Source organism: Allobosea sp. OK403, assembly GCF_900113835.1.
GTDB lineage: Bacteria > Pseudomonadota > Alphaproteobacteria > Rhizobiales > Beijerinckiaceae > Allobosea.
On sequence record NZ_FOQV01000001.1, the window covers coordinates 1,166,422 to 1,189,383 of the forward strand.

Genomic DNA, 22,962 nt, shown 5'->3' on the forward strand with positions numbered 1-22,962 from the left:
CGCCACTCAGCCGAACACGAACGGCCCTGGAGCCGCTCCGAGCGCATGCAACCCGGATCGATCGTCGCGCGCCGGTGGCATGGTCCGGGCACCCGAATGCTGCGCCAGCCACTCGAACCAGTGAGGCCACCAGGAGCCCTCATGATAGGCTGCGCTCTGCAGCCAGCGATCGGGGTCGAGATGGCGTTCCCGTGGCTTTGCGGTGGCGATGCGGACATGACGGTCGGCCCGGCCGGGCGGGGAGACGATGCCTTGGTTGTGGCCGCCATTGGTGAGGGCGAAGGTCACCTCGGATTCCGTCAGGTTGTGGAGCTTGAAGACCGAGCGCCACGGCGCGACGTGATCCCATTCGGTGCCGACAGCGAAGATCGGGCGGCGGATATCGTGCAGCGACACCCGCTGTCCGTCGATCACGAAGCGCCCCTCGGCGAGATCGTTGTTCAGGTAGAGCTTGCGGAGATACTCGCTGTGCATTGCGGCCGGCATGCGGGTCGCATCGGTCGACCAGGCTGCGATATCACCGAGCGGCTCCCGCTGGCCGAGCAGGTAGTTGCGGATCATGCGTGACCAGATCAGGTCGTTCGACCGCAGGAGATGAAACGTCCCCGCCATGCGGGAGGCCTCCAGCACGCCCCGCTCGGCCATCATGTCGTCGAGGATCGCGAGTTCGCTCTCGTCGACGAACAGACCGAGTTCGCCCGCTTCGCGGAAATCCGTCTGCGCCGCCAGGAAGGTCAGGGTCTGAATCCGTTCGTCAAGATCGCGCGCCATGGCAGCCGCCGTCAGCGCCAGCAACGTCCCGCCAATGCAGTAGCCCACCGCATGGGCCTTGCGCGCCCCCGAAGCCTCCAGCGTGGCCGCGAGCGCCGGCAAAACTCCGAGCGTGCGATAGTCGTCCATGCCGAGATCGCGATCGCTCTCGTCCGGATTCTTCCAGGAGATCATGAACACCGTGAAACCCTGGTCGACGAGATGCTTCACTAGCGAGTTTTCGGGCCGCAGGTCGAGAATGTAGTATTTCATGATCCAGGCGGGCACGATGAGTACCGGCTCCGGGTGGACGACAGCGGTGGTCGGCTCGTATTGGATGACCTCGGCGAGCCGGTTGCGATGAACGATCCGCCCCTTCGTCACAGCGACCGTCTCCCCGGGCGTGAAGACGTCGGCGCCGGCAGGCCGCTTTTTCTCCAGGATCCTCTGCCAGTCGTCGAGCGCGAAAGCCGCGCCGGTCAAGAGGTTGTGCCCCCCACTCTTCAAAGTCGCATCGAGGACCTCGGGGTTGGTCAGCGGGCTGTTCGACGGCGCTACGCAGTCAAGCGCCTGGCGGCCGACGAAACGCAGCATGGCGAGATGGTGCGGGGTCGCGCCATGGATCTTGCTTGTAGCCGCGTCGAGCGTCCGCTCCAGCGCAAGCAGCGTCTCCGCATAGAGGGCGAAGGGCCATTGCCGCCAGCTCGGATGGCGAAAGCGCTTGTCCTGAGGCAGTGCGCGCTCGCATGGGATGCATTCACCGCCATGGACCAGCATGCTCAGATTGAGTTCAGCCAAACGGCTCGCCTCTGTCGCGCACGACATTGCGATTTCGGCAGAACGCGCGGGCGAAACGGCCAGATGCGCGGCCCAATCGAACCACGCCTCGGCCAACCCCATTGGCGAAAAACCTGCCGACATCGTGCCGATCGCAGCGTGCAGCAGGCGGTCAATCGGCTCCTCCCCGCTAAAATCGTCCGCCGCATCAGGCTTCGCTGGCGCGATGGGATCCGAGCGGTTGATCGGAGCTTGCAGTGGGGCACGCGGCGCGGTGATCTTGGCTTGGACCGTCATGTGAACACTCTCGCAGCCCGTTCTCGATCGAAACACCTTTACCCACATCGACCAGCACCGCCTTTGATGCGGATCAAGGCGGCATCCTCAGGATCGTCGATGCTGCCTCCTTCGGAGGCCGCGCAGGGTGCGCGGCTAGGCAGGAGGCAAGCCATGACGAACCCACGCAGCCCTCAGGGCCACAACGGGGCGAGCCCAAGCGGCATGCAGCCATTTGGTTCCTTTGAGGACCTATCCAAGTCGATGCAGGGGCAGTTCGCAGCGATTTCGGCTATCCCGCACGCCATGCTCGAAGCCCAACTGGCGATGGGGTCGGAGCTCTTCGGCTTCATGGGGCGGCGGATGAAGGCCCAGGCCGAACTCTGTCACGAACTCAGCCAATGTCGCGAACTCGCGGACGCCGTCCAGGCACAGCGTCGATTCAGCGAACGCGTCTCCAGCGACTATTCCGAGGAATTCGGCCAGATCACGACGATGCTGCGCAACGAGCTCACAAGTGTCGCGGACGCGGCGAGCGAGGCTGTCACCGAGGCCAGCAAAGCGGCCAAGCTCGCAGCCTGAGTTCGGGGTTTCGAACGTGAAACGGACAGCACGATGGCCTTCGTCCGCGTGGTCAAGCGAAGCATCGTCGCCTGCCCGTTGGCTGGCCTGCTGATCGGCTTCGGCCTCCATCAGCTCGGTGAGAATGAACTCGCCCGATCGACCTGGGCATGGGCAACCTTGCCCGTGCTGGTCGTGCTGTGCATCGAGATTGTCATCACACTTCGCCGCGGCGAGTTCGGCCTGGACATTGTCGCAGCCTTGTCGATGTCGGCGGCGCTCGTCTTCGGTGAGCCTCTCGCCGCCGTCGTCGTCGCTTTGATGTATGCCGGGGGCCAGCATCTCGAGGACTTCGCCGAGCGTCGCGCCCGCAGGGACATGACCGCCCTGCTGGGTCGCGCGCCACGCTCGGTGATGCGGTACGAGAACGGCCATCTGCGCAAGGTCGCGACCGAACTCGTCCTTCCCGGCGACGCCCTGCTGATCCGTAGCGGCGATATCATTCCCGTGGATGGTCGCGTCGCGCGCGGCGCGGCGGTTCTGGATATGTCCGCACTGACCGGAGAAGCACTTCCGCAACGAATGGAAGAAGGGACCGTCATCGCCAGCGGCGCGCTCAATCGCGGCGACGCCTTCGATCTGACCGCGCTCAGGCTCGCTCGCGACAGCGTCTACGCCGGCATTGTACGCCTCGTCGACGCTGCCCAGAAGAGCAAGGCGCCGATGGCGCGTCTGGCCGACCAATACGCCCTCGCCTTCCTGGTCGTCACGCTTGTCATGGCCGGCGGCGCCTGGTGGTTATCCGGCGATGCCAGCCGCGCAGTCGCCGTGCTCGTCGTCGCAACGCCCTGCCCCCTGCTGTTGGCTGTTCCGATCGCCCTGGTCGCCGGCATGTCGCGGGCCGCCAAGGCTGGAATCCTGATCAAGAGCGGCGCTGCACTGGAGAAACTGGCGCTCCTGCGTGCGATCGTCTTCGACAAGACCGGCACACTGACATCGGGATCGGCCCAGGTCGTCGAAATCATACCGACGACCGGCCATTCGGTCGATGAGCTCCTTTGCGCTGCCGCATCGCTCGGCCAAATATCAAACCACATCGTTTCACATCAACTCGTCTCTGAAGCCCGGCGGCGCGGGATCGAGCTGGTTATCCCGACAGACGTCTCCGAAGCAGCCGGCGAAGGCGTGATGGGCTTCGTCGCCGGCAAGCGAACGATCATCGGCAAACCCAGCTTCGTGCTGAATCAACTCGACCCGGGACAGCGCGACAGCGGGGTGCCATCGGGAGCGCTCCAGATCGCAATCGCAATCGAGCAAGGCTACGCTGGCCATATCGTCATGTCCGATCGGCTTCGCCAGGGCACGCCAGACCTGCTGCGGGCGCTGCGCGACAGCGGCATCGCCCGCATCGTGCTCGCAACGGGGGACCACCGCGAGGTCGCGGAAGCACTCGCCGCAAACCTCGACCTCGATGCCATCGAAGCCGATCTCACGCCGGCGCAGAAGATCGCTACCGTCAGCGCGGCACGGCGCTATGGCCCTGTCATGATGGTCGGTGACGGGATCAACGACGCGCCCGCACTCGCGGCGGCGGATGTCGGCGTCGCCATGGGTTTAAGCGGCTCGGCGGCCTCGATCGAGACTGCGGACGTGATTTTGCTCGTCGATCAGCTCGATCGTCTTGTCACCGCTCTGCGGATCGCCAAGCGATCGCGCGCTATCGCGATACAGAGCGTGGTGGTTGGCATCGGCCTGTCGACGCTCGGCATGATTGCCGCGGCCTTCGGAGGGCTATCCCCGGTGGAGGGCGCCCTGCTGCAAGAGGCCATTGATGTCGCAGTCATTCTCAATGCGCTACGCGCACTCGGCGACCAGCATTTCCTCGGCCGCCCGCTTCGTCCTCAAACGGATGCCGTAGGCTAGGCGATCGTCTGCGGCGGCGAAGGCCCTACGCAGCGGCTCTGGCCAGTTCCCGCTAATCTCCCCGTCACTGGCTGATGAGACACGGGATCGAAAGCTCGATCATGGCGTCCATTTCGGCGGCCAGGTCGGAATACAGCAGCTGATGATGCGTATAGCCACCGCCGACGATCAAATCCGTCCCTTCATCCGAGGCGAAGACCCGAAGCCGCTCCATCGTCGGCATTCCCATCTGTTTCAAGGCAACCGCTCGTGCAGCAATGCCGTGGCATTGCAGAAACGCGGCGACGTCCAAGGTTCCCGATACAGACTGCGAAGCGCCATTCTCCTGGTCGAATAGCTGAACCACGACCACCTGCTTCATCAACCGCAATACAGGCAAAGCGTCACGGACAACGCGCCTGCTGGCACGATCATCACGCCAGAGCACAATGGCATTCCGACGTAAAAACGGTTGCCCCGCAGAATGAGCCACGAACAGGAGCGGCCGCCCGCTGTTGAGCAGTAATGTGTCGAGATCGGAGCCTCCGCTCCCTCCGTCAAAGACAGAATCCTTCCCAACGACCAGGATATCCGACGCGCGGCCGTGCCGGATCAAGGCGGGCAAGTGCTGCGCGCATTCTGCGATCCACTCGCCTCGACACCGTTGCCGTCCGGCCAGGGCGATGAACCGCCGCCCGGCCTCATCGAGTTGATGCTGTGTCGCGATCCTCTGTTCCCGTATCAGGTCGCGGACCATTCCAATCGTGTCATGCGGCGAAACCTCGGGCATAGCCGCCTCCTGCGCCATCAAACCCACGAGGCGGGCATCCAAATGCTGGGCTAGCCAGATGGCATGGTCGATCCGCCCAGCTCCGGGCTGGTCGTCGGAAACGTCGACCAAAATGCTGGCATAGGACATCGCGCGCTCCTTGAGGCCACCGATGCGGCAATGAAGAGCAACTCGCTTCTGGATCCTTTGATGTCGATCAATGCCCGCGATCCTGGCGTCCCTAACCTCGCAACAGAAATGAGACCGAAGGTTGGGTCATGGGCAATCAGACGGAGGCCATCTCGTTCCTGTCCTCTGCAGATGGGTTGGCAGGCAACAGCCAAGACCACCGGACCGTCACGACCCATATCTCGACGGTGCTCCTACTTGGCGACAAGGCCATCAAACTCAAGAAGGCGGTCCAGTTTCCCTATTTGGACTTTTCGACACCCGAACGTCGCCTGGCCGCGTGCTATGACGAATTGCGACTGAACCGGCGCACCGCCCCGGCCATCTATCGGGCCGTGCATCGCATTACCCGCGAAGACAACGGCCGGCTCGCGCTGAACGGGCCCGGCAAGCTGGTCGACGCCGCGATCGAAATGGCGCGCTTCGATGACGACCAACTCTTCGACAGGCTGGCGCGCGCCGACCGCCTGACGGTCGATCAGATGGACCAGTTGGCGGCCCAGATCGCCCAGCTTCACGAAACTGCCGAGGTCGTCTTGGGCGAAGGCGCAGAGCGGTTCGAGCGCATCATTCGCGGCAACGAGCGCGCCCTGGCGGATTGCCCGATCTTCCTGCCTTCGGAGGTCGCCGATGTGACCGGCGCCTGCCAGCTCCATTTTCAAGAGGAGGCAGCACTCCTCGATCAGCGGGCTCGCGCCGGTCGCGTGAGGCACTGTCATGGCGATCTGCACCTGCGCAACATTTGCATGATCGACGGACAACCAACACTATTCGATTGCCTGGAGTTCAACGAAGAGCTTGCCACGACGGATGTCCTCTACGATCTCGCCTTCGTGCTGATGGATCTCTGGCATCGCAAGCTGCCCCTTCACGCCAACATCCTGTTCAATCGCTACCTCGACCTGACGGGCGACGAGGGGGGCGTGGCGCTGTTGCCGCTGTTTATGGCCGTGCGCGCCGTCATTCGCGCGCATGTCACGGCCATGGAAGTCGCGGAGACCGATCTGGCCTGCGCCTGGAAGGAGGCCGAGGCGAGATCCTATCTCGATCTGGCACGGGATTTCCTTGCCGAGAGTCCGGCCGTTCTGGTGGCTGTGGGAGGCTATTCCGGTTCGGGCAAATCGACCGTTGCGACCCGGATCGCGCCAGAGATCGGACCTGCGCCTGGCGCGCGCATACTCTCCAGCGACCGCATCAGGAAGAGACTGTTCGGCGTCGCGCCGCAAACCCGGCTCGGCCCGACGGGCTATGCTGACGAGATCTCGGAACAGGTCTACGCGACCATCACCGACCGGGCGGGCGTGCTCGTGTCGGCCGGCCACGGCGTGGTGGCCGACGCCGTGTTCGATCTCCCCTCCCGACGCGACCGGCTGGCTGCGGTTGCCGCACGCTGCAATGTGCCGTTTCGCGGACTGTGGCTCGATGCACCGGCGGACATGCTGATGCGCCGCGTCGCTGCTCGCAAGAACGATCCTTCCGATGCGACCCCCGCCGTGGTGATGGATCAGCTTGTCCGTCAGTCGGAGCCGATCGACTGGCTCATGCTAGACGCGGCCGGAGATATTGAGGTCGTCAGCAATGCGGCGCGTCTCGCCGTGCGCCCGCAATCGGCAATCGAACGTCACGCGCCGGCTTGCTCGGGAATACGCGTCGCGTCCGCCTCGCCGGAGCCTCGCCGGTCACTCGACCAGGCAGCTCTCCTCTCGCGCAACCCGCCTGGCCCGATTTGCACCCCTTCGGCTGCCAGCGTCCCACCAGGCCCTCAAACCATCATCGCATGGAGGAAACCATGAACCAGATCGCAATGAGGTCTTCGACCACCGGTATTGCCAAGCCGATTCCGCAGGCCGGCTACAAGGATGTGATGGTCCACCTCGACGGCAGCGTCGAGGACGAGATTCGCATCGCCCATGCCGAAGTGATCGCCGCCCAGTTCGAGGCCCATCTGACTGGCCTCTATACAAATGCGCTCCCCGATGCCGCCCTCTATGCCGGGGAATTCGGAACTGCAGCCATCGTCGACGCCTGCGACACCGCGCGCAGGGCTGGAGATGCAAACCATGCTCGGCTGACGCAACGTTTCGCCCGTCTGGGTGTCGCAAACGAGGTGCGGCGTTTGGAGAGCTTCCCCGGCCTGTTGGAGAAGGACGTAGCCACCGAAACGCGCTGGGCTGACCTCATCGTAGGCTCCTGCCCGCATGGAACATTCGATTGCGAGCGCTGGAGCAATCTGATCGAAACGATCATGTTCAACAGCGGGCACGGGCTCTATCTCGTGCCGCCTGGCTTCAGGCCTCGACAGGCGATCCGCACCGTGCTGGTCGGCTGGGTCGATACGCGCGAGGCCGCCCGCGCCGTCTCCGAGGCTCTGCCCCTGCTCGGACTGGCGACGCAGGTCCATCTCGCGAGCGTCCAGGAGGCCGGCAAAGGTAAGCTCGGCGGCGCCGAGGCACTGGCGGACATCGCGAGCCATCTCGACCGGCATGGCATCGCGACGACGGTAAGCCTGCTGCCGGACAACGATGCGCCAGCTGCCATGCTCCTCGCCGAGGCCCATCGGGTTTCGGCCGACCTGATCGTCGCGGGAGCCTACGGCCATACGCGGCTGCGCGAATGGATCCTCGGCGGGGCGACCTATGATCTGCTCCAGAGTTCCGACCTTCCGATCCTGATGGCGCACTAAGCTCCATCCCTCGCGCTGCAGCAGCACGGAAGGCCTTCAGGCGCTCGTGAGGTCTTCGAGACGGTCGAGTAGCAGTGCTTGCGCAGGCAGTATCTTCTCGCGCGCGATCGGCAAGGCAAACCAGCCGAGACGGTCGATTTCCGGAAAGGACTGCACGCGCCCGCTGTCCGGCGGCCACTCGATTTCGACCACGGCGCAGCGGAGCTGATCGATGTCGAAATCGCCTTCCAGGGCGAAGGCCTCGACGACCTTTCCGCCGCGCTGGCGTATGGTGCCGAGCGGACGCAGAACCCCGCTCGGCGAAAAGCCCGTCTCCTCCGCAAATTCCCGGCGCGCCGCCGCCTCGGCCTGCTCGCCCGCCTCGATCTCACCCTTGGGGATCGACCATGCTCCAACGTCCTTCCTGCGCCAGAATGGACCACCGGGATGGGCGAGAAGAACCAGAAGCTCTCCGTTCGCACGTCGATGCATCAGGATGCCGGCGCTTCTCTTTGGCAGCCCAGCCTTACGTTGAACGCGACCGGCCATTCCTAATCCCAATCTGGCTAATCAGGCCCGCACCCGACTGCCGCCGCCCGTCGCAACGGCCAGCGCAATTGACCGGCGGACTGCGGCTGACCCTGTCGAGCTGGGTTTCCTGGCGGTAATGTTCCCCGTCGGCATTGCAACCGCGCATCTCACATTCGGGCGGCGGGCCAGCAGGCTCATGTCCTGCCGGCTTAGAGGTTCGGTAAGGTCCGTCTCCCGGATCTGACTGGCATTCCCGACCTGGTCTGGCTTATCGGCCTGACCGCAACAGCCATCGCCCGCTTCGTCTTCATCAAGCGCCACGCGGTTCCGTCACATCTGCGGCGGAGCCCGAGATGGCGGCGATGTTCACGGACAAGGACGTGGCCATCTGCATTCGCCGGCTCCGTCACGTTACTGCTCGAGTTGACAACATTGCCAAGCTCTGCGGCCTCGGGGAGCATCATCGACAGGTCGCGACCGTCGCTGAGGCAGGATTGTCTGGTGAAGGCGGGTTTGCAAAGTCGGGCAGTGCAGCCTTCGCCGCCGAGGCCAGGAGAACATCCCTCAAGGCGTGATCGCGACCTTCAGAACACCGTCACGCTGGGCGGCGAAGAGCTCATAGGCCTCGACGATCCGCTCCAGCGGAAACCGGTGAGTTACGAGCCCGCCGAGATCGACCCGTTCCGAGGCAACCACGTCCATCAGGCGCCGCATCCGCTCCTTGCCGCCTGGACACAGGGTCGTGACGATCCGGTGATCGCCGAGGCCGGCCGCAAAAGCTCCGAGAGGAATGGTAAGATCGGTCGAATAGACGCCGAGCGAAGACAGGGTCCCGCCCGGGCGCAGCACGCGCAAGGCGGCCTCGAACGTCTCCTGCCGCCCGAGCGCCTCGATCGCGACATCGACGCCTCGCCCACCGGTCAGGCGCATGATCTCGGCGACGGGATCGCCTTTAGAAAAGTCGACGACCTCGTCGGCGCCGAGGCGGCGCGCCATATCCTGCCGCGCGCGGATACTTTCAACCGCGATGATGCGCGTCGCCCCCATCAGTCGCGCGCCCGCAGTTGCGCAGAGTCCGATCGGCCCCTGCGCGAACACGGCGACGCAGTCGCCGATCCTGACGCCGCCTTTCTCCGCCCCCGAGAAGCCTGTCGACATGATGTCGGGACACATCAGAACCTGTTCGTCGCTCAAGCCCGAAGGTACTGGCGCGAGATTGGTCATCGCATCGGGAACGAGCAGAAAATCGGCCTGCGCGCCGTCGATCGTATTGCCAAAGCGCCAACCGCCCATGGCCTTGAAGCCGTGCCGCTCGCCGGGCCCGTCCTGCGAATGGCAACCGCACAGGCAGGCCGTGCTGTAGCCAGAGGGCGTGATCGCGCCTGCAATGACGCGCTGCCCCTCCTTGAAGCCCCGCACGGCGGAGCCGAGCTTCTCGATGACGCCGACCGGCTCATGGCCGATCGTCAGGCCCCGCGCGACCGGATATTCGCCCTTGAGGATATGAACGTCCGTGCCGCAGATCGTCGTCGTTGTGATACGCAGCAGGGCGTCGAAGGGGCCGATGTCGGGCACCGGCTTGTCTTCGAGGACAATCCTGCCAGGTTCAATGAAGACGGCGGCGCGCATTTTCGCTGGCCGGGGCCGAGATCGTGTTTCAATCGGGAATTGGGTTGTTCGAGGATAGACTGCGATGTGGCTCATATCTACGCCTCGTGTCGGAACGGGAGTATTGCAGCACATCATCTTTGCTCGAAACCGGTTTCATTCCTTGATCTGACGCAATCGGGCGCAACGTTAAGAACGAAATCCGCCTAGTCTTTCTTCTTCGTGGCGAGGCGGCTTTTTCTAGCTTGTCCGCTTTCCGCGAATACGATCTCGCGGAGCAGAGCGAGCCCAGCACGAAACCTGAGCCAGGCGACAATGGGTGGATGCTCGTCCAAATCGTCATGGATCAATGGGCTGCCTTGGCAGGGACCACGGCGCGCTCTGAAAAGACCGCGCACCCGAGCACCCAATCCCAGTACTGATTTGAGGGTCATTGCATCACCGCATGGCCAGTTTCCAGCTGATTTTGCGAATTTTACTGAGAATGAACCAATCGGTATTGACCTGGATCAATCAAGAACATTCCCAAAGCGTCGCTATAGGTTGCCGAGTCGAGTACGTCTCAGTCCGCGCAGGCTATTGCCCAGGAACCAGCGCTCCGCGCGAGCGAGATCATCAAGCACGAGTTGTCGCTCAATGGCTTCACCGCTTCCGATCAGGCTCTGGCGTAACACGCCCGGCAGGACGCCATCGCTCAGCGGCGGCGTCAGCAGGATCCCGCCCCGCTCGACGAAGATGGTGCTGCGCGCCGATTCCGTCACGAAACCGGCTCGGTTCAGGAAGATTGCCTCATCGGCTCCCTGCATGACCGCCGCCGCATAGGCGGTCTCATAGAGCCGGCGGCGGGTCGTCTTGTGCTGAAGGAATGGATCGGCGGCATCCGTCCTGTCCGCTGCGACGATGACGCCGAGACGTCGCTCCGGCTCCTCCGCCAGCATCGGTGCGGCGAGATCGAGCGCCCCATCGCGGCGCAGTTCGAGGCGGATGCGCCGGTCGTCTCGCGTGTCGAAAGTTGCCGCCAGGCTGTCGAGTCTGGCTTCCGCGTCGCGGCGGTCGAAACTGAAGCCAAGCGCGCTCGCCGAGCGGTCGAGGCGGTCGAGATGCAATTGCCGGCGCACGAAGCCCGCTTCCGATGACCACCGCAATGTTTCGATCAGGCCGTAATCTTCGGCGAGATCAGTCAGGACACGGGCCTTGAGCAAGGCTTCGGCGTATTCGCTCGCGGCCTCTGAATCCGCGACGATGCCACCGCCGACACCATAGCGCCCTGCCCCATCGGGAAAGATCGTCGCGGTGCGAATGGCGACGTTGAAACGCAGATCGCCGTTCGGAGCGATTGCGCCGATCGCTCCGGTATAGGCATCCCGCGGCCCGTCCTCGATTTCACGGATAATCTGCATCGCCCGCAGCTTGGGCGCACCGGTGATCGAGCCACACGGGAAGACCGCTCGCATGAGCTCTTCGAGCGAAAGACCGGGCTGCAAATTGGAAGTCACGGTCGATGTCAGCGTGTGGAACGTCGGGTAGGTCTCGACTTTGAACAGGCTCGGCACCTCGACCGAGCCCTGCACGCTGATCCGCCCCAGATCGTTGCGCAACAGGTCGACGATCATGAGATTTTCGGCGCGTTGCTTCGGGTCGGCCTGCAGCGCCGCCATGGCCGCCCGATCGGCTTCGGGATCGCCGAGACGCGGCGCGGTTCCCTTCATCGGGCGCGTCGTCGCCCGACCGGATTCGACTTCGAGGAAGAGCTCCGGCGAGACCGACAGGATCGTGGCGTCTTCGAAGGCGATAATCCCGCCATGCGACACCGGCTGGCTGGCCCGTAATGCGGCATAGAGCGCGAGCCGGTCGCCCTCGTAGCGGAAGTCGACCGGGAAGGTCAGGTTGATCTGATAGGCGTCACCGGCTTGCAGATATTCGAGCACGCGCCCGACATTGGCGGCATGCGCGGAAGCATCGAGCCGCGGCTGAACCAGATCGAGCGGCCGCGGCGGAGCCAGGACCGCAAAGTGCCGGTCGAGTTCAACCGGCGCGGCCTCTAACGGCTCCTGGAACAACCCGAACCACAGCAGGGGTAATGCACGGTTCAAGGGCATCGCCGCCACGAGCCGGGGCTCGAAGACATAGCCCAGCTCGTAACCCAGGAAACCGGCAGCATGCAGCCCCCGCGCGAGGCCGTCCTCGATCTTGCGCAGCGCAGCCGGAACATCGTCGCCATGAACACAGGAGACGATCTCGACCGGATCGCAATAGAGCCGCGCTGGGGCCGATCCAGCAAGGCGATCCTCCAGCAGCACGAATGGCTGCCGCGAGCTCAGCATGGTCTGGATCGAAAGCGGCATCTGCAGTGTAGCTTCTGACTGGATGGGCGGCGCAACGCTCGAATCGGCCCGGCGCGTTCCAGATAGAAGGCCATGCGCGACATGCCGAGGGTCATCTGTGTCTGGGCCATCTCCCTGTCCGACAATCCGATGTCGCGGCCGTGACGTCGGCTTCATACGAGATTGCCCCGATCAGGTCTCACCAGCCTTGCGGAGCAGATAGGTATCCATGATCCAGCCCTTGTCCTCGCGGGCTTGCTGTCGAATCCGTTCGATCTCGCCCTTCACCTCAGAGAGCTTTCCGGCCACCAGGATCTCGTCCTCGGTGCCGAGATAGGCGCCCCAGTAGATATCGAGATCATCTGCATCGATGCGCTTGAAAGCCTGGTCGCCATCGAGCATGACGACGACGCTGTCGAGGTTGTCGGGAAATCCCTCAGCGAGTTTGCGCCCGGTCGTGATCAGCACCGGCTGTCCGATACGATTGAGCGCGACGCGATGCCGGGCCGCCAGTGCCTGCACGCTGCTGACGCCCGGGATGATATCGTATTCCAGCGCACATCCCTTGGCCCGGATCTGGTCGATGATCCGCAATGTGCTGTCATAGAGCGTCGGGTCGCCCCAGACGAGGAAGCCCCCGCATTCACCATCCCCGAGCTCCTCCATGATGAGGCTCTCATAGGCATCCGCCAGCTGCGCGTGCCACTGATCGACACTGCCGCGGTAATCTTGTCCTGCAGCGGCACGCGTAGGAATCGGCACCGGGATCATGCGATAATTCGAGCCCTCGATGAAGCGCTCACAGATGTCCTTGCGCAGTCGCTGCAGCGCCGTCTTGTCCACTCCTTTGTCGGGGATGAAGAAGACATCGACCTGGTTGAGCGCCTTGATCGCCTGGACCGTGACATAGTCGGGATTGCCAGCCCCGATCCCGATGATCAGAATTTCACGCATGCGGCCCTCGTGATCCAAGCTCGCATCTCAAGCCAGGCTCTCAGGCATAGCATGTGAGGGGCCTTCGATCACCGACAAGGACACGATGCCGCGCGGCTTCCTTGGGCTGAACGCCGCTTCCTGCGAGCGGTACATGCACTTCATCGCCAACCACCGCTGCGCCCAGCTTGGCGTCAGCTATCCGCCAAGCTGGCCGATGCGGGCGAGCGCCGCAGCAAAACCGTTGAGCGAGATGTTGAAGGCGACAGGATCGCCGCTGGAGAGGTTCAGCGCGGCGGCGGTCAAGGTCTTGGCGGTCTTCATCGCCTCGGTGGCGACGGTCGGAAACGACACCGGAAGCAGGCAGCCTGCGGGAATGCAGGTCGAGAAGCGCAGACCCTGACCGAGATCCTTGTCGTCGAGCCGCAGGATCGCGCCGTTTTCGAGCTTCAATCCGAACGGCATCAGGATCGTGCCGTCGGCACGGCCGTCCTTCGGCGTACGAAGCTCGATCGCGAAGAGGCGCTGATTATTCTGACTATTGCCCTGTGATTGGGCGAGCACGCAGAGCTTCTGGCCTTCAGTGACGCGGCAATCGACCGTCCAGTCGCCATAGCTCTCATTGATCGCGCTGGCGCCGTTGGGAAGTGTCGCCGGCCCGGACGCGGGCTGGCTTACGGAAGGCGCCTGCGATTGAGCCTGGGCTTGCGTTGCTGCCGGCGCCGGGCGCGCTGGCGGCCTGACCGCAACCGGCTTGGGAGCGGGTTTCGGCGGCGCCGCTCGCCTGGCGGCCTCGGGCCTGACCGCAGGGGCTGCCTCCGTGACGTCGCCGACGGGAACATCCTGTGCGGATGCCCATTGGGGCAGGGAAACGCAGATCGCGATGGCGGCGAGGCCGACAAAAAGGAGAAGCGGAAGGCGGCGGCGTTCGCGGGACATGGTCTGGCTCTTCAAAATGGGCGTTGGGTGGATTCAGCAGAGGAAGGCGATCGGACGAGCTGTCTGGGGATGAGGCATCACGGCCATGCGCACACCGTCGGCTTCTGGCGGGCAAGGATCTTGAGCAATGTCGATTTGCCCTAGCCGTTATGGCCGATCAGCCCCGACCACGCGCCGCGCCGGCAGGTTAAGCCTCAACGGCTCCAACAGCACTCGCCCGGGAATCGAGAAGGAGACTGCATCGAGTGCAAACAGGTCCTCCTCGCCGGCGAGGGCCTGCCATGACCCTGCGCGATCCGACGAGGCGGTCTCGGCAAGGCTGGAGGCGGTCTTGAACAACGGCTTCATCGACTGAACCTGATCGGAACGGTGGGCGAGATCGCGCTGGTCCCGCTACGCTCGCCGAGGCAGCGGGATAACGATCTCGCGCACCTGGCACGAGGAGAGTCCGCATCGCTTAGACAATGCGGAATTCTCTCACAACAACAATGATTTAGATAGATTCTAGAGAAGGCGAGTTCGTGCGGTCGATTCCGGATATTTCAATCTCTAACCACCGCCGGCTTCTCAACCTCAGCCAGCCGCCGCCAATAGGCCATGCAGAGGTCGCTGCCACCGCATATTAGGATTTCCGTGACTATCTGGCTCGCGCGAGACGGCCACCGATGCCCCCAAACGGCTGTATGGGATATCGGCTGGCGGGGCGCTGAGGTTAGGACGATGGCGTAATGGCATACACTGACGAACTCGAGCCGCTCCTGGCCCTCGAGCAGGAGCTCCGGCGAAAGATCGCTCTGCGGATCGCCGAGGAAGCGGGCGAGCAGCCTGGTGGCGATCCATCTGAGAATCAGATCGCGGTTGCCGATGAGGTGATCGCGAACTGGACCGAGGCGGGGGAGGAAGACCAGGACATGCGCGCCTTCCGGCCGATAGGTCCCCTCCAGCAGTTGCTCGCCGATCACTCGCTGATCTGCGAGCGCATCCTCGATATTCGCGATCGGCGGCTGTCGTGACGTCGCCCGCAACCGTCGACCTGCTCCAGACTGATTAGCGCTCTTCGGAGCGCCTGCGGCGGACGCGGTCCGGGCATTTTCGTTGGAAGGACTGCCTGTCGTATAGCTGCCTCCGCCGAATCGCACCGGGAAGACGTCCATGCCAAAGCTCTGCAAGTTCACATCGCCCACCGACGGAAAGCCCGTCTACGTCAACCCTGCGCAGGTCAGCGTCGTCTACACCTTCAAGGGCGAACCGCCTGACACGATCATCGGCTTTCGCAAGGACTTCATGCTGGGCGTGAGGGAAAGCCTGGAGGAAACCGTCAGCATTCTCGATAAGGCGATGGCCGAGGCGGCGGCTCGCGGCTAAAGCCGCGGCGGGCCCGGTATCGCCTTCGTGTTGATAGGGTTGATCGGTCTCACTGCGCTTGCCGCATCAGCCATCGAGCCGGCGGCGTTGCACATCAGCGATGACACACGCTGAAACGCCGGCAGGCTCGGCCTCGCATATGACGAGGCACAGATCGATCATTGTCTCGCCCTGATTTTGAGAAAGACACCGCACTCTTTGAGTATAGTCCCGACCGTAGTTCGTAGATACTTCAATTTAGTATAATTATAATCTACAGACTTAATATTGCACCGCACGCGCACTGCGATTAACACGCAGCTGAACTGGCGCCCGCGCCGGAAATTCTGCTGCGAGTATCACGATGACCGGTCTGCGCCGCCCCTTCCTTGCGATCACCTCGCTTGCCTGCGTCTGGCCTCTGGCTGCAGGCGCACAGACGCAGGCTGCGGCCGACACCGTCGTGCTCGACGAGATCAGGGTCCAGGGCGAGAGCGCCGCGCGCGGCTACCAGCCGCTGCGTTCCTCGATCGCGGGCGGCGCAGAGAAGCCGCTCGTCGATATCCCGCAATCCGTGACGGTGGTGTCGCCACAGGTGCTGCGCGATCAGGCGGCGCGCAGCCTCGACGACGCGCTCGCCAATGTCGCTGGCGTCGTCCAGGCCAATACGCTTGGCGGCACGCAGGACGCCTTCGCCAAGCGCGGCTTCGGCGATAATCGCGACGGCTCGATCATGCGCGACGGTCTGCGCGTCGCCTCCCCGCGCGCTTTCGACGCCACGGCCGAGCGCGTCGAGGTACTGAAAGGCCCCGCGACGCTGCTCTTTGGCATCATCGACCCCGGCGGCATGGTCAACATCATCACCAAGAAGCCTGAGCTGACCGCACGCAACACCATCGAGACGCGGATGAGCAGCTTCGGCGGCGGCAAGAATGGCGGCGGCACGACCATCGACATGACCGGGCCCATCGGCCAGAGCGGCTTCGCCTACCGCCTGATCGGCGATGTCCAGACCAGCGACTATTGGCGCGAATACGGCATGAACCGCACGCGCATGCTGGCGCCCTCGCTGACCTATTTCGGGCCCGACACGACGATCCGCGTCTATGCGCAATATTCGCAGTACAAGGTGCCGTTCGACCGCGGCACGATCTTCGATCCCGCTACGGGGCGGGCGGTGCGCGTTTCGTCCCGACACCGCTTCGACGAGCGCTACAACGTCACCGAGGGCGAGAACCAGCTCGCCGGAATCGAGATCGACCACCGCTTCAACGCGAACTGGTCGCTGAAGGCGCATTACGCCTACAGCCACAACTGGTACAACGACAATCAGGCGCGGGTGATCGCCTATAATTCCGCGACGGGCGCCGTGACCCGCCGCGCCGACGCGACCCAGGACTCCAATTTCGATGTCCACGCCCTGCGCATCGACCTGACCGGGCGCGAGACGCTGTTCGGCTTCACCAATGAATTCCTGATCGGCGCCTCCTACGACTACAGCAAGGTCATTCGTACCGACCTGATCCGCAGCGCCAACGCGACCGGGTTCAACATCTACCGGCCCGTGCACGGGCTGCTACCGTCCAGCCGCACCATCGTCGCCTCGGACAGCGACCAGACCGAGCGCCTGGAGACGGCCTCGGCCTATATTCAGGACACGCTCTGGCTGACCGATCAGCTCAGCCTCGTCGGCGGCGCGCGCATCCAGGCCTTCGACCAATATGCCGGGCGCGGCCGGCCGTTCTCGGTCAATACCGACATCAGCGGCAACAAGATGATCCCGCGCGCCGGCATCCTCTACAAGCTCACCCCGGCTGTCTCGGTCTATGCGAGCTACACCGAATCCTTCAAGCCGAACTCCTCGATCTCGCAGGCGATCGGCGCATTGCCGCCCGAGGAGGGCAAGTCCTATGAAGTCGGCGCCAAGGCGGAGCTACCCTTCGGCCTGACCGCCACGGCCGCAATCTTCGACATCGACAAGCGCAACGTGCTCTACACCGAGACGGTGGGCGGCACGACGATCGCACGGACCGCCGGGCGGGTGCGCTCGCGCGGCGCCGAGTTCGAGCTCGCCGGCAATCTGACCGAGCAGCTCTCGATCGCGGCCAACTACGCCTATACGGACCTCAAGGTCTCGGATGATCCGACGCTGGCGCCGGGCTCCAGCCTGCCGAATGTGGCGCGCAACAGCGGCGCCCTGTTCCTGACCTATGATTTCGGCCAGATCGGACCGGGGCGGCTGCGCGCCGGCGCCGGTGCGCGCTATGTCGGCCGGCGCCCGGGCGACGCGGCAAACTCGTTCTACCTGCCGGAATACACGGTCGCCGATCTCTTTGTGTCCTATGAGACCAAGCTCAACGGCCACCCGCTCGACCTGCAGCTCAACGTCAAGAACCTGTTCGACAAGGTCTACTACCCCTCTGCGGTCAATAATCTCAATGTGGCGGTCGGCGAGCCTTTCCAGGCCGTATTGACGGCAAGGCTCGGCTTCTGATGCGCAGGCTTGTCCTCGGGGCGCTGCTCGCCGGGCTGTCAGCGGGATTGGCCATTGCTCAGCCCGTCGCTTTCGAGGATCTCGCCGGCCGATCGGTCTCGCTGAGCGCCCCGGCTTCGCGCATCATCGCCTTGCCGATCCCGGCCGCGCCGACCCTGATGGCGCTGGACCGTTCGCCCGCGCGGCTGCTCGGCATGCATCCGATCGTGCGCTCGATCGCACGCGAGAGCCTGCTTGCGCGCATCTTCCCCGGCATCGCCCAGGTCGAGACCAACTTCGTCATGCCCGGCGCGACGGCCTTCATGCCGAATGTCGAGGCCATCGCGGCAACCCGGCCGGACCTCGTCCTGCAACGGGGCGAGCGCGGTGCCGACATCATCGGCCCGCTGATCAATGCCGGCCTGACCACCGCATTGGTGATCTATGGCGACGAGGAGATCAGCCGCCGCAACATCGCGATGCTGGGCGCCGCGATCGGAGCCGACGCGCGCGCAGAAGCCATCATCGGCTGGCGCAAGGCCGTGGCGGAGCGGCTCGCGCCCTTGCGGACGCCAGAACTCCGCGCAAAGGCGCCGCGCATCCTCTTTCTCTCCCGCTCGGCCGGGCGCTTCGTCGCCACGGGCGAGGAGAGCATCATGGGGTATGCGATCTCGCTCGCGGGCGGGCGCAATGCTGCCGATGGGCTGACAGGCTCCAAGACGGCTTCAGCCGAGCAGATGATGATCTGGGACCCCGACGTCATCCTGCTCAACAGCGCCATCCCCGATCTGACGCCGCAGACCGTCCTCGACGATCCGATCCTGTCGGGCACGCGGGCGGCAAAAGACCGGCGCGTCTACAAGATCCCGACCGGCGCCTATCGCTGGGAGCCGCCGACGCAGGAGAATCCCTTCCTCTGGCTCTGGCTGGCGGCCCTTTTGCCCGAGACCGCTCCGGCCATCGATCTGCGCCACGAATTGCGCGAGGGGTTTCGCGATCTCTATGGTTTCATCGCCTCGGAAAGCGATCTCGACCAAGTCCTGCGGCTCGATGTGAACGGCTCGTCCCGGGCCTATTCGCGCTTCGCCCGGCCATGACCAGCGCGGCCGATAGATCGGCGTCGTATGACCGTGGTGCGCCCCTCGTCATGGTCGCCCTGGCGGTCGGGCTCGGCCTGGTCATGGTAGCCGCCCTCTGCGCCGGCCGACTCGCGCTGCCGCCCGGCACGGTGCTCGGCATCATCGTCTCCCGCATCGTTCCCGTCGATCCAAGCTGGAGCGAATTGCAGGAGCGCATCGTGCTGCTGGTCAGACTGCCGCGCGTCCTGCTCACCGCCATCTGCGGCGCCGCTCTTGCAGCCGCCGGCGCCGCCATGCAGGGCGTGCTGCGCAACCCCCTGGTCTCGCCGCATATCCTCGGCGTCTCCTCCGGCGCCTCCTTCGGCGGCGCGGTCGCGATCCTGCTCGGCCTGTCCGGCTGGTTCCTGATCGGCTCGGCTTTTCTTGCAGGGTCCGCCGCCTTGCTGCTGGTCGGCGCCATCGCCCGCGTCGATGCTCGCTCGGGCACGGTCACCGTCGTGCTGACCGGCGTCATCGTCGCGGCGCTGTTCAGCGCGCTGGTCAGCCTGACGCAATTCGTCGCCGAGCCAGACAGCTCGCTGCCGGCGATCGTGTTCTGGCTGATGGGCAGCTTCGCCACCGCGAGCTGGCGCCAGCTCGCAGCCGCCACTCCCGCGCTCGCGCTTGCCCTCATGCTCGTGCTCGGCCTGCGCTTCCGCATCAATGTGCTCTCGCTCGGCGAGGATGATGCGCGCGCACTCGGCCTGCCGGTCGAGCGCGACCGTTGGCTCGTCTTCCTGGCTGTGGCGTTGATGGAGGCAACCGTCGTCGCCTTCGCCGGCGTCATCGGCTGGGTCGGGCTCGTGGTGCCGCATGCCGCGCGCATGGTCGCCGGCGAGGATCATCGCCTGCTGATCCCGGCATCGGCCCTGCTCGGCGCATCCTATCTGGTGCTGGTCGACACCATCGCCCGCACGGCGGTGGCCGCCGAGATCCCGCTCGGCGTTCTGACCGCGATCGTTGGTGCCCCGGTTTTTGCGCTGCTGCTGCGCCAGCGTCAGCGCCGGGAACTGGCGGCATGATCGCGTTGAAAGGCGCGGGCATCCGCCGCGGCGAGCGCTGGATCTTCCGCGGGCTCGATCTGTCGCTGGCGCCGGGGCGCTGCGTTGCCGTGCTCGGCCCGAACGGGCGCGGCAAGACCACGCTGATCAAGGCCGTCACGGGGCTCGACAAGCTCGATGAGGGCACGCGCGAGGCGCCGCCGCTCGTCGCCTATGTGCCGCAGGTGATCGCGCCCCTGCCCTATCGTGCGCTCGATGTCGTGGTGATGGCGCGCGCCCGGTCGCTCGGCCTGTTCGGCACGCCGCGCCGCGCCGACTACGACATCGCCCGCGCAGCGCTGGCGCGCATCGGCGCCGAGGCTTTCGCCGAGCAGCGGCTCGACCGGCTCTCGGGCGGCGAGCGCCAGCTCGTGCTGCTGGCGCGCGCCTTGGCGACGCAATCGCCCGTCTTAGTGCTCGACGAACCGGCTTCGGCGCTCGATCTCGCCAATCAGAGCCGCCTCGTCGCCGTGCTGCGCGACCTGCGCACGGCCGGCGAGCACGCGATTCTGTTCAGCACGCATCTGCCGACCCATGCGCTTGAGGTCGCTGACGAAGCCCTGCTGCTGATGGGACCGGAGGATCAGCGCCAGGGGCCTGTCGACACGGTGATGAGCGAGAGCAATCTGAGCGCCCTCTACGGCACGCCACTGCGCCGCCGCCAGGTCGCGATCGAAGGCCATGGCCTGGTCGAGACGATCATCCCGCTGCATTGACGGGACCGGTCCGGCCCAGGGCCTCGACTGTCCATGTCATGGAGCGCCCAAGATCGTGTGAGCCAACCCGCACGGGTGGAGCTTATCAGGTTCATTATAGCATTATTGCTATTATTTTCAACCCGCCTGGCCGTCGAATGATCCCGGACCCTGGGCGATCTGACAGCTAGTCGCCGAATAGCCCGCGGCGCGCTCGGCCGTCATACGAGCGAGCACCGGCACGTCTCGGTCGACTGGAGGCTCCGTCGTCGGTCCTACCGATCAGGCCATTTCTGCGTCATTGTCGCGTCCGATCCTGCTCATGCGCTCGATGAATTTCGGCTTTCTCTGGTGCGCTGTCCGGAGCGAGGCTAGGCGGCGGTTGAATTCGTCCCGCCCTCCCGCCTCCGTGGCCAGCACCTGAAGGTCGGAGAGCAGAGCTGCCGCCCGGTCATACCCAGAGGCGTTGCGGCGCTCGATTTCTTTGTCGATCTCCCGCCAGACATCGGCGCCGCGCTGCCCGAGGGCGTTGAGCCGCGTACGCCGCGTCCTTTCGGCCTCTTCAGCTTGACGTCGCCGCTCCGCCTCGCGACGTTCGGCGTCCGCCCGCTCGCGTGCCTCGGCGATCTCCCGCGCCCGAATTCGCAGCTCGCCAGCGCTGCGGTGTATCGTGGACGCCGGGTCGGCCTCGCGTGCTTTGTTCTTGAGCTCGGCAGCCACGTGGGGATCGCCATCGACGATGCGCAGCAGCAACTTCGTCTTCTCATCATCGGAGATGGCTGCGAGGGTTTCCCGCAGATCATCCTTCGAAGGGATCGCGACCTCGCCATCCTGCTCGGCCGCTGCCAGCATGAGGTCCGGGTCCACACCGAAAAAGGCTGCGAAAGCTTCGAGCGAGCTGGTCACCGGACCAATGCCGGGCAACGGCTCGGCGTCGTCGTCTGCAACCAATTCTTGCTGCACGGCCATCAGCCACAACAGGTAGAACAGCCTGAGATCGCCCGAGAGCACGTCACCGCGCAGCGGCGCAAGATCGGCGAGCCAACCGGACCCGTCGTCCCAGTCGTCCTGCGCCTCGGTCTCGTCTGGGAAAATATCGACTATGAGGCTGTCGCCGGACGCCCACACCTTGACCCAGTCCGCCTCGGACAGAAATGGCGCGAGCCTCGCACGTTTCAGAAGGCGCTTGGGCAACCGCATCATCAGCCGTCGCGAGCCCCAATTCGTGAGATAGAGATGCAGGTCGAACCACTGTTCCACGAATTTGCGCGGATCGCCCTTGAGGTCGCCCCACTCGTAGTGATTGGTGAAGCTCGTCGCAGTGATCCGCGCCCGAGACGAAATCGATCGCAATTCCTTTTGGGCAGCGCGATCGAGGGAGCGATCGATCGCCTGAAATTCGTAATATTGATACTCGCTCATGGAAGGAGGCCTTCGTCGATCGCGGGAAGGTCAAGGGCGGAGCGCAGGCGGCCGGCGTCCCGCCGATACAGCATGGCGTGGGCTGCTGGCGCCAGAAGGTCGGCGCGCGGTTTGAACTCCGCGATGCGCTTGTTGAAGGGTGTTTCGCCGCAGCCAGGGACAAGGCAGTCGCGCTTTCCCTTGGGGCACTGATTGAAGGAGCAAAGCCGCCCGAGATAGCGGTCGCTTGCAGGCTCGATCAGGAACACGTCCAGCTCATGACCGACGACGCTCATGCCGGCGCCGGCCTCATATGCTTGCCGCAGCGCGCGGACGCCAGCCTGTCGCAATTCACCGAGGCGGCGCTGTGACTCGATCCAAACAGCGAGATCGAGATCGCCACATTCATGCCAGACCTCGACGCCCTCGCGGCGGAACTCCCTGAAGCGGGGAACCTCTTTCCATAGCGGCTTGGCCACCGAGCCGATCACCGCGATCGCCCAGACCTCCGGGAAAGCCATCCAGGCGTCGGCAACGATATCGGCCGCCAAGCGGAACTGGCGCTGGCGCTCCAGAAGGTACCGGTTTTGTTTCTCGATCTCGGCGCGCCGCATGTCCTATCCCAGGCGCCTCGTCAGGCTGCGTCTGTGGACGAAACGGGCGCGAAGAT

General features: G+C 64.6%; 20 protein-coding genes. 11 read left to right on the top strand and 9 right to left on the bottom strand.

Translation table 11 applies throughout. From position 1 onward, the window contains the following. Positions 1 to 6: 6 nt before the first annotated feature. Entirely contained in the window at positions 7 to 1,548 is a 1,542-nt protein-coding gene (locus tag BMZ97_RS05120; RefSeq protein WP_244546237.1) for a PHA/PHB synthase family protein, read from the bottom strand. Between the two features lie 375 nt (positions 1,549 to 1,923). On the opposite strand from BMZ97_RS05120, the gene BMZ97_RS05125 reads away from it, so the two are divergent. Next, on the top strand, positions 1,924 to 2,385 hold the full coding sequence (locus BMZ97_RS05125; protein ID WP_139221155.1) for a phasin family protein: 462 nt from the start codon (positions 1,924 to 1,926) through the stop codon (positions 2,383 to 2,385). 33 nt (positions 2,386 to 2,418) lie between these two features. Beyond that, the gene (locus BMZ97_RS05130) at positions 2,419 to 4,287 is read left to right on the top strand and encodes a heavy metal translocating P-type ATPase (protein WP_092166100.1); all 1,869 of its coding nucleotides are present in this window, start codon (positions 2,419 to 2,421) and stop codon (positions 4,285 to 4,287) included. 64 nt (positions 4,288 to 4,351) lie between these two features. On the opposite strand, the gene BMZ97_RS05135 is transcribed toward BMZ97_RS05130, so the two are convergent. Further along, positions 4,352 to 5,185 carry a hypothetical protein gene (locus BMZ97_RS05135; RefSeq protein WP_092166101.1) on the bottom strand — a complete coding sequence of 278 codons (834 nt, stop codon included), beginning with the start codon at positions 5,183 to 5,185 and terminating at the stop codon, positions 4,352 to 4,354. Between the two features lie 128 nt (positions 5,186 to 5,313). Here BMZ97_RS05135 and BMZ97_RS05140 point away from each other — a divergent pair, with 128 nt between their 5' ends. Both BMZ97_RS05140 and BMZ97_RS05145 read left to right on the top strand, forming a co-directional pair. Next, positions 5,314 to 7,017, top strand: coding sequence for a bifunctional aminoglycoside phosphotransferase/ATP-binding protein (locus tag BMZ97_RS05140; protein WP_092166102.1), 1,704 nt, complete (start codon positions 5,314 to 5,316; stop codon positions 7,015 to 7,017). Beyond that, positions 7,014 to 7,907, top strand: a complete 894-nt coding sequence (locus tag BMZ97_RS05145; RefSeq protein ID WP_175525432.1) for a universal stress protein — start codon at positions 7,014 to 7,016, stop codon at positions 7,905 to 7,907. The genes BMZ97_RS05140 and BMZ97_RS05145 overlap by 4 nt, the downstream gene beginning before the upstream one ends. A 36-nt stretch (positions 7,908 to 7,943) precedes the next feature. Here the strand turns inward: BMZ97_RS05145 and BMZ97_RS05150 are convergent, their stop codons facing one another. Continuing rightward, positions 7,944 to 8,405: an NUDIX hydrolase gene (locus BMZ97_RS05150; RefSeq protein WP_092166652.1), complete on the bottom strand. Its 462-nt coding sequence runs from the start codon at positions 8,403 to 8,405 to the stop codon at positions 7,944 to 7,946. A gap of 365 nt (positions 8,406 to 8,770) precedes the next feature. Here BMZ97_RS05150 and BMZ97_RS05155 point away from each other — a divergent pair, with 365 nt between their 5' ends. Continuing rightward, entirely contained in the window at positions 8,771 to 8,992 is a 222-nt protein-coding gene (locus BMZ97_RS05155) for a hypothetical protein (RefSeq protein WP_092166104.1), read from the top strand. Here BMZ97_RS05155 and BMZ97_RS05160 read toward each other — a convergent pair. The 4 genes from BMZ97_RS05160 to BMZ97_RS05175 all read right to left on the bottom strand — a co-directional run bounded on the left by BMZ97_RS05160 (position 8,982) and on the right by BMZ97_RS05175 (position 14,221). Then, positions 8,982 to 10,046, bottom strand: a complete 1,065-nt coding sequence (locus tag BMZ97_RS05160) for an NAD(P)-dependent alcohol dehydrogenase (RefSeq protein WP_210188209.1) — start codon at positions 10,044 to 10,046, stop codon at positions 8,982 to 8,984. The genes BMZ97_RS05155 and BMZ97_RS05160 overlap by 11 nt on opposite strands. A 515-nt stretch (positions 10,047 to 10,561) precedes the next feature. Then, positions 10,562 to 12,370, bottom strand: a complete 1,809-nt coding sequence (pabB, locus tag BMZ97_RS05165; protein WP_175525433.1) for an aminodeoxychorismate synthase component I — start codon at positions 12,368 to 12,370, stop codon at positions 10,562 to 10,564. A gap of 171 nt (positions 12,371 to 12,541) precedes the next feature. Then, positions 12,542 to 13,303 (bottom strand): precorrin-6A synthase (deacetylating), encoded by a 762-nt coding sequence (gene cobF, locus BMZ97_RS05170; protein ID WP_092166654.1) that lies wholly within the window; start codon positions 13,301 to 13,303, stop codon positions 12,542 to 12,544. Positions 13,304 to 13,480: 177 nt separating this feature from the next. Further along, positions 13,481 to 14,221 (bottom strand): invasion associated locus B family protein, encoded by a 741-nt coding sequence (locus BMZ97_RS05175; RefSeq protein WP_092166118.1) that lies wholly within the window; start codon positions 14,219 to 14,221, stop codon positions 13,481 to 13,483. 728 nt (positions 14,222 to 14,949) lie between these two features. Between BMZ97_RS05175 and BMZ97_RS05180 the strand changes: the two genes are divergently transcribed. The 6 genes from BMZ97_RS05180 to BMZ97_RS05205 all read left to right on the top strand — a co-directional run bounded on the left by BMZ97_RS05180 (position 14,950) and on the right by BMZ97_RS05205 (position 20,912). Beyond that, on the top strand, positions 14,950 to 15,234 hold the full coding sequence (locus BMZ97_RS05180; protein WP_092166120.1) for a hypothetical protein: 285 nt from the start codon (positions 14,950 to 14,952) through the stop codon (positions 15,232 to 15,234). Positions 15,235 to 15,373: 139 nt separating this feature from the next. After that, positions 15,374 to 15,586: a hypothetical protein gene (locus BMZ97_RS05185; protein ID WP_092166122.1), complete on the top strand. Its 213-nt coding sequence runs from the start codon at positions 15,374 to 15,376 to the stop codon at positions 15,584 to 15,586. 343 nt (positions 15,587 to 15,929) lie between these two features. Then, positions 15,930 to 18,059 carry a TonB-dependent siderophore receptor gene (locus BMZ97_RS05190; protein WP_092166124.1) on the top strand — a complete coding sequence of 710 codons (2,130 nt, stop codon included), beginning with the start codon at positions 15,930 to 15,932 and terminating at the stop codon, positions 18,057 to 18,059. After that, positions 18,059 to 19,135, top strand: coding sequence for an ABC transporter substrate-binding protein (locus BMZ97_RS05195; RefSeq protein ID WP_092166126.1), 1,077 nt, complete (start codon positions 18,059 to 18,061; stop codon positions 19,133 to 19,135). Before BMZ97_RS05190 ends, BMZ97_RS05195 begins: the two co-directional genes overlap by 1 nt. A gap of 50 nt (positions 19,136 to 19,185) precedes the next feature. After that, on the top strand, positions 19,186 to 20,178 hold the full coding sequence (locus BMZ97_RS05200) for a FecCD family ABC transporter permease (RefSeq protein ID WP_244546238.1): 993 nt from the start codon (positions 19,186 to 19,188) through the stop codon (positions 20,176 to 20,178). Then, entirely contained in the window at positions 20,175 to 20,912 is a 738-nt protein-coding gene (locus BMZ97_RS05205; RefSeq protein WP_092166130.1) for an ABC transporter ATP-binding protein, read from the top strand. The genes BMZ97_RS05200 and BMZ97_RS05205 overlap by 4 nt, the downstream gene beginning before the upstream one ends. Before the next feature lie 261 nt (positions 20,913 to 21,173). Here the strand turns inward: BMZ97_RS05205 and BMZ97_RS05210 are convergent, their stop codons facing one another. After that, positions 21,174 to 22,313, bottom strand: coding sequence for a hypothetical protein (locus BMZ97_RS05210; RefSeq protein WP_092166132.1), 1,140 nt, complete (start codon positions 22,311 to 22,313; stop codon positions 21,174 to 21,176). Continuing rightward, positions 22,310 to 22,906 carry a hypothetical protein gene (locus BMZ97_RS05215; RefSeq protein ID WP_092166134.1) on the bottom strand — a complete coding sequence of 199 codons (597 nt, stop codon included), beginning with the start codon at positions 22,904 to 22,906 and terminating at the stop codon, positions 22,310 to 22,312. Before BMZ97_RS05215 ends, BMZ97_RS05210 begins: the two co-directional genes overlap by 4 nt. Positions 22,907 to 22,962: the final 56 nt, after the last annotated feature.

Coding starts and splice junctions, on each gene's coding strand:
- BMZ97_RS05185 (WP_092166122.1), top strand. CDS start 15,374: ATGCCAAAGCTCTGCAAGTTCACATCGCCCACCGACGGAAAGCCCGTC.
- BMZ97_RS05140 (WP_092166102.1), top strand. CDS start 5,314: ATGGGCAATCAGACGGAGGCCATCTCGTTCCTGTCCTCTGCAGATGGG.
- BMZ97_RS05130 (WP_092166100.1), top strand. CDS start 2,419: ATGGCCTTCGTCCGCGTGGTCAAGCGAAGCATCGTCGCCTGCCCGTTG.
- BMZ97_RS05200 (WP_244546238.1), top strand. CDS start 19,186: ATGGTCGCCCTGGCGGTCGGGCTCGGCCTGGTCATGGTAGCCGCCCTC.
- BMZ97_RS05210 (WP_092166132.1), bottom strand. CDS start 22,313: ATGAGCGAGTATCAATATTACGAATTTCAGGCGATCGATCGCTCCCTC.
- BMZ97_RS05180 (WP_092166120.1), top strand. CDS start 14,950: ATGGCATACACTGACGAACTCGAGCCGCTCCTGGCCCTCGAGCAGGAG.
- BMZ97_RS05215 (WP_092166134.1), bottom strand. CDS start 22,906: ATGCGGCGCGCCGAGATCGAGAAACAAAACCGGTACCTTCTGGAGCGC.
- BMZ97_RS05160 (WP_210188209.1), bottom strand. CDS start 10,046: ATGCGCGCCGCCGTCTTCATTGAACCTGGCAGGATTGTCCTCGAAGAC.
- cobF (WP_092166654.1), bottom strand. CDS start 13,303: ATGCGTGAAATTCTGATCATCGGGATCGGGGCTGGCAATCCCGACTAT.
- pabB (WP_175525433.1), bottom strand. CDS start 12,370: ATGCCGCTTTCGATCCAGACCATGCTGAGCTCGCGGCAGCCATTCGTG.
- BMZ97_RS05190 (WP_092166124.1), top strand. CDS start 15,930: ATGACCGGTCTGCGCCGCCCCTTCCTTGCGATCACCTCGCTTGCCTGC.
- BMZ97_RS05205 (WP_092166130.1), top strand. CDS start 20,175: ATGATCGCGTTGAAAGGCGCGGGCATCCGCCGCGGCGAGCGCTGGATC.
- BMZ97_RS05125 (WP_139221155.1), top strand. CDS start 1,924: ATGCTGCCTCCTTCGGAGGCCGCGCAGGGTGCGCGGCTAGGCAGGAGG.
- BMZ97_RS05195 (WP_092166126.1), top strand. CDS start 18,059: ATGCGCAGGCTTGTCCTCGGGGCGCTGCTCGCCGGGCTGTCAGCGGGA.
- BMZ97_RS05175 (WP_092166118.1), bottom strand. CDS start 14,221: ATGTCCCGCGAACGCCGCCGCCTTCCGCTTCTCCTTTTTGTCGGCCTC.
- BMZ97_RS05135 (WP_092166101.1), bottom strand. CDS start 5,185: ATGTCCTATGCCAGCATTTTGGTCGACGTTTCCGACGACCAGCCCGGA.
- BMZ97_RS05155 (WP_092166104.1), top strand. CDS start 8,771: ATGGCGGCGATGTTCACGGACAAGGACGTGGCCATCTGCATTCGCCGG.
- BMZ97_RS05145 (WP_175525432.1), top strand. CDS start 7,014: ATGAACCAGATCGCAATGAGGTCTTCGACCACCGGTATTGCCAAGCCG.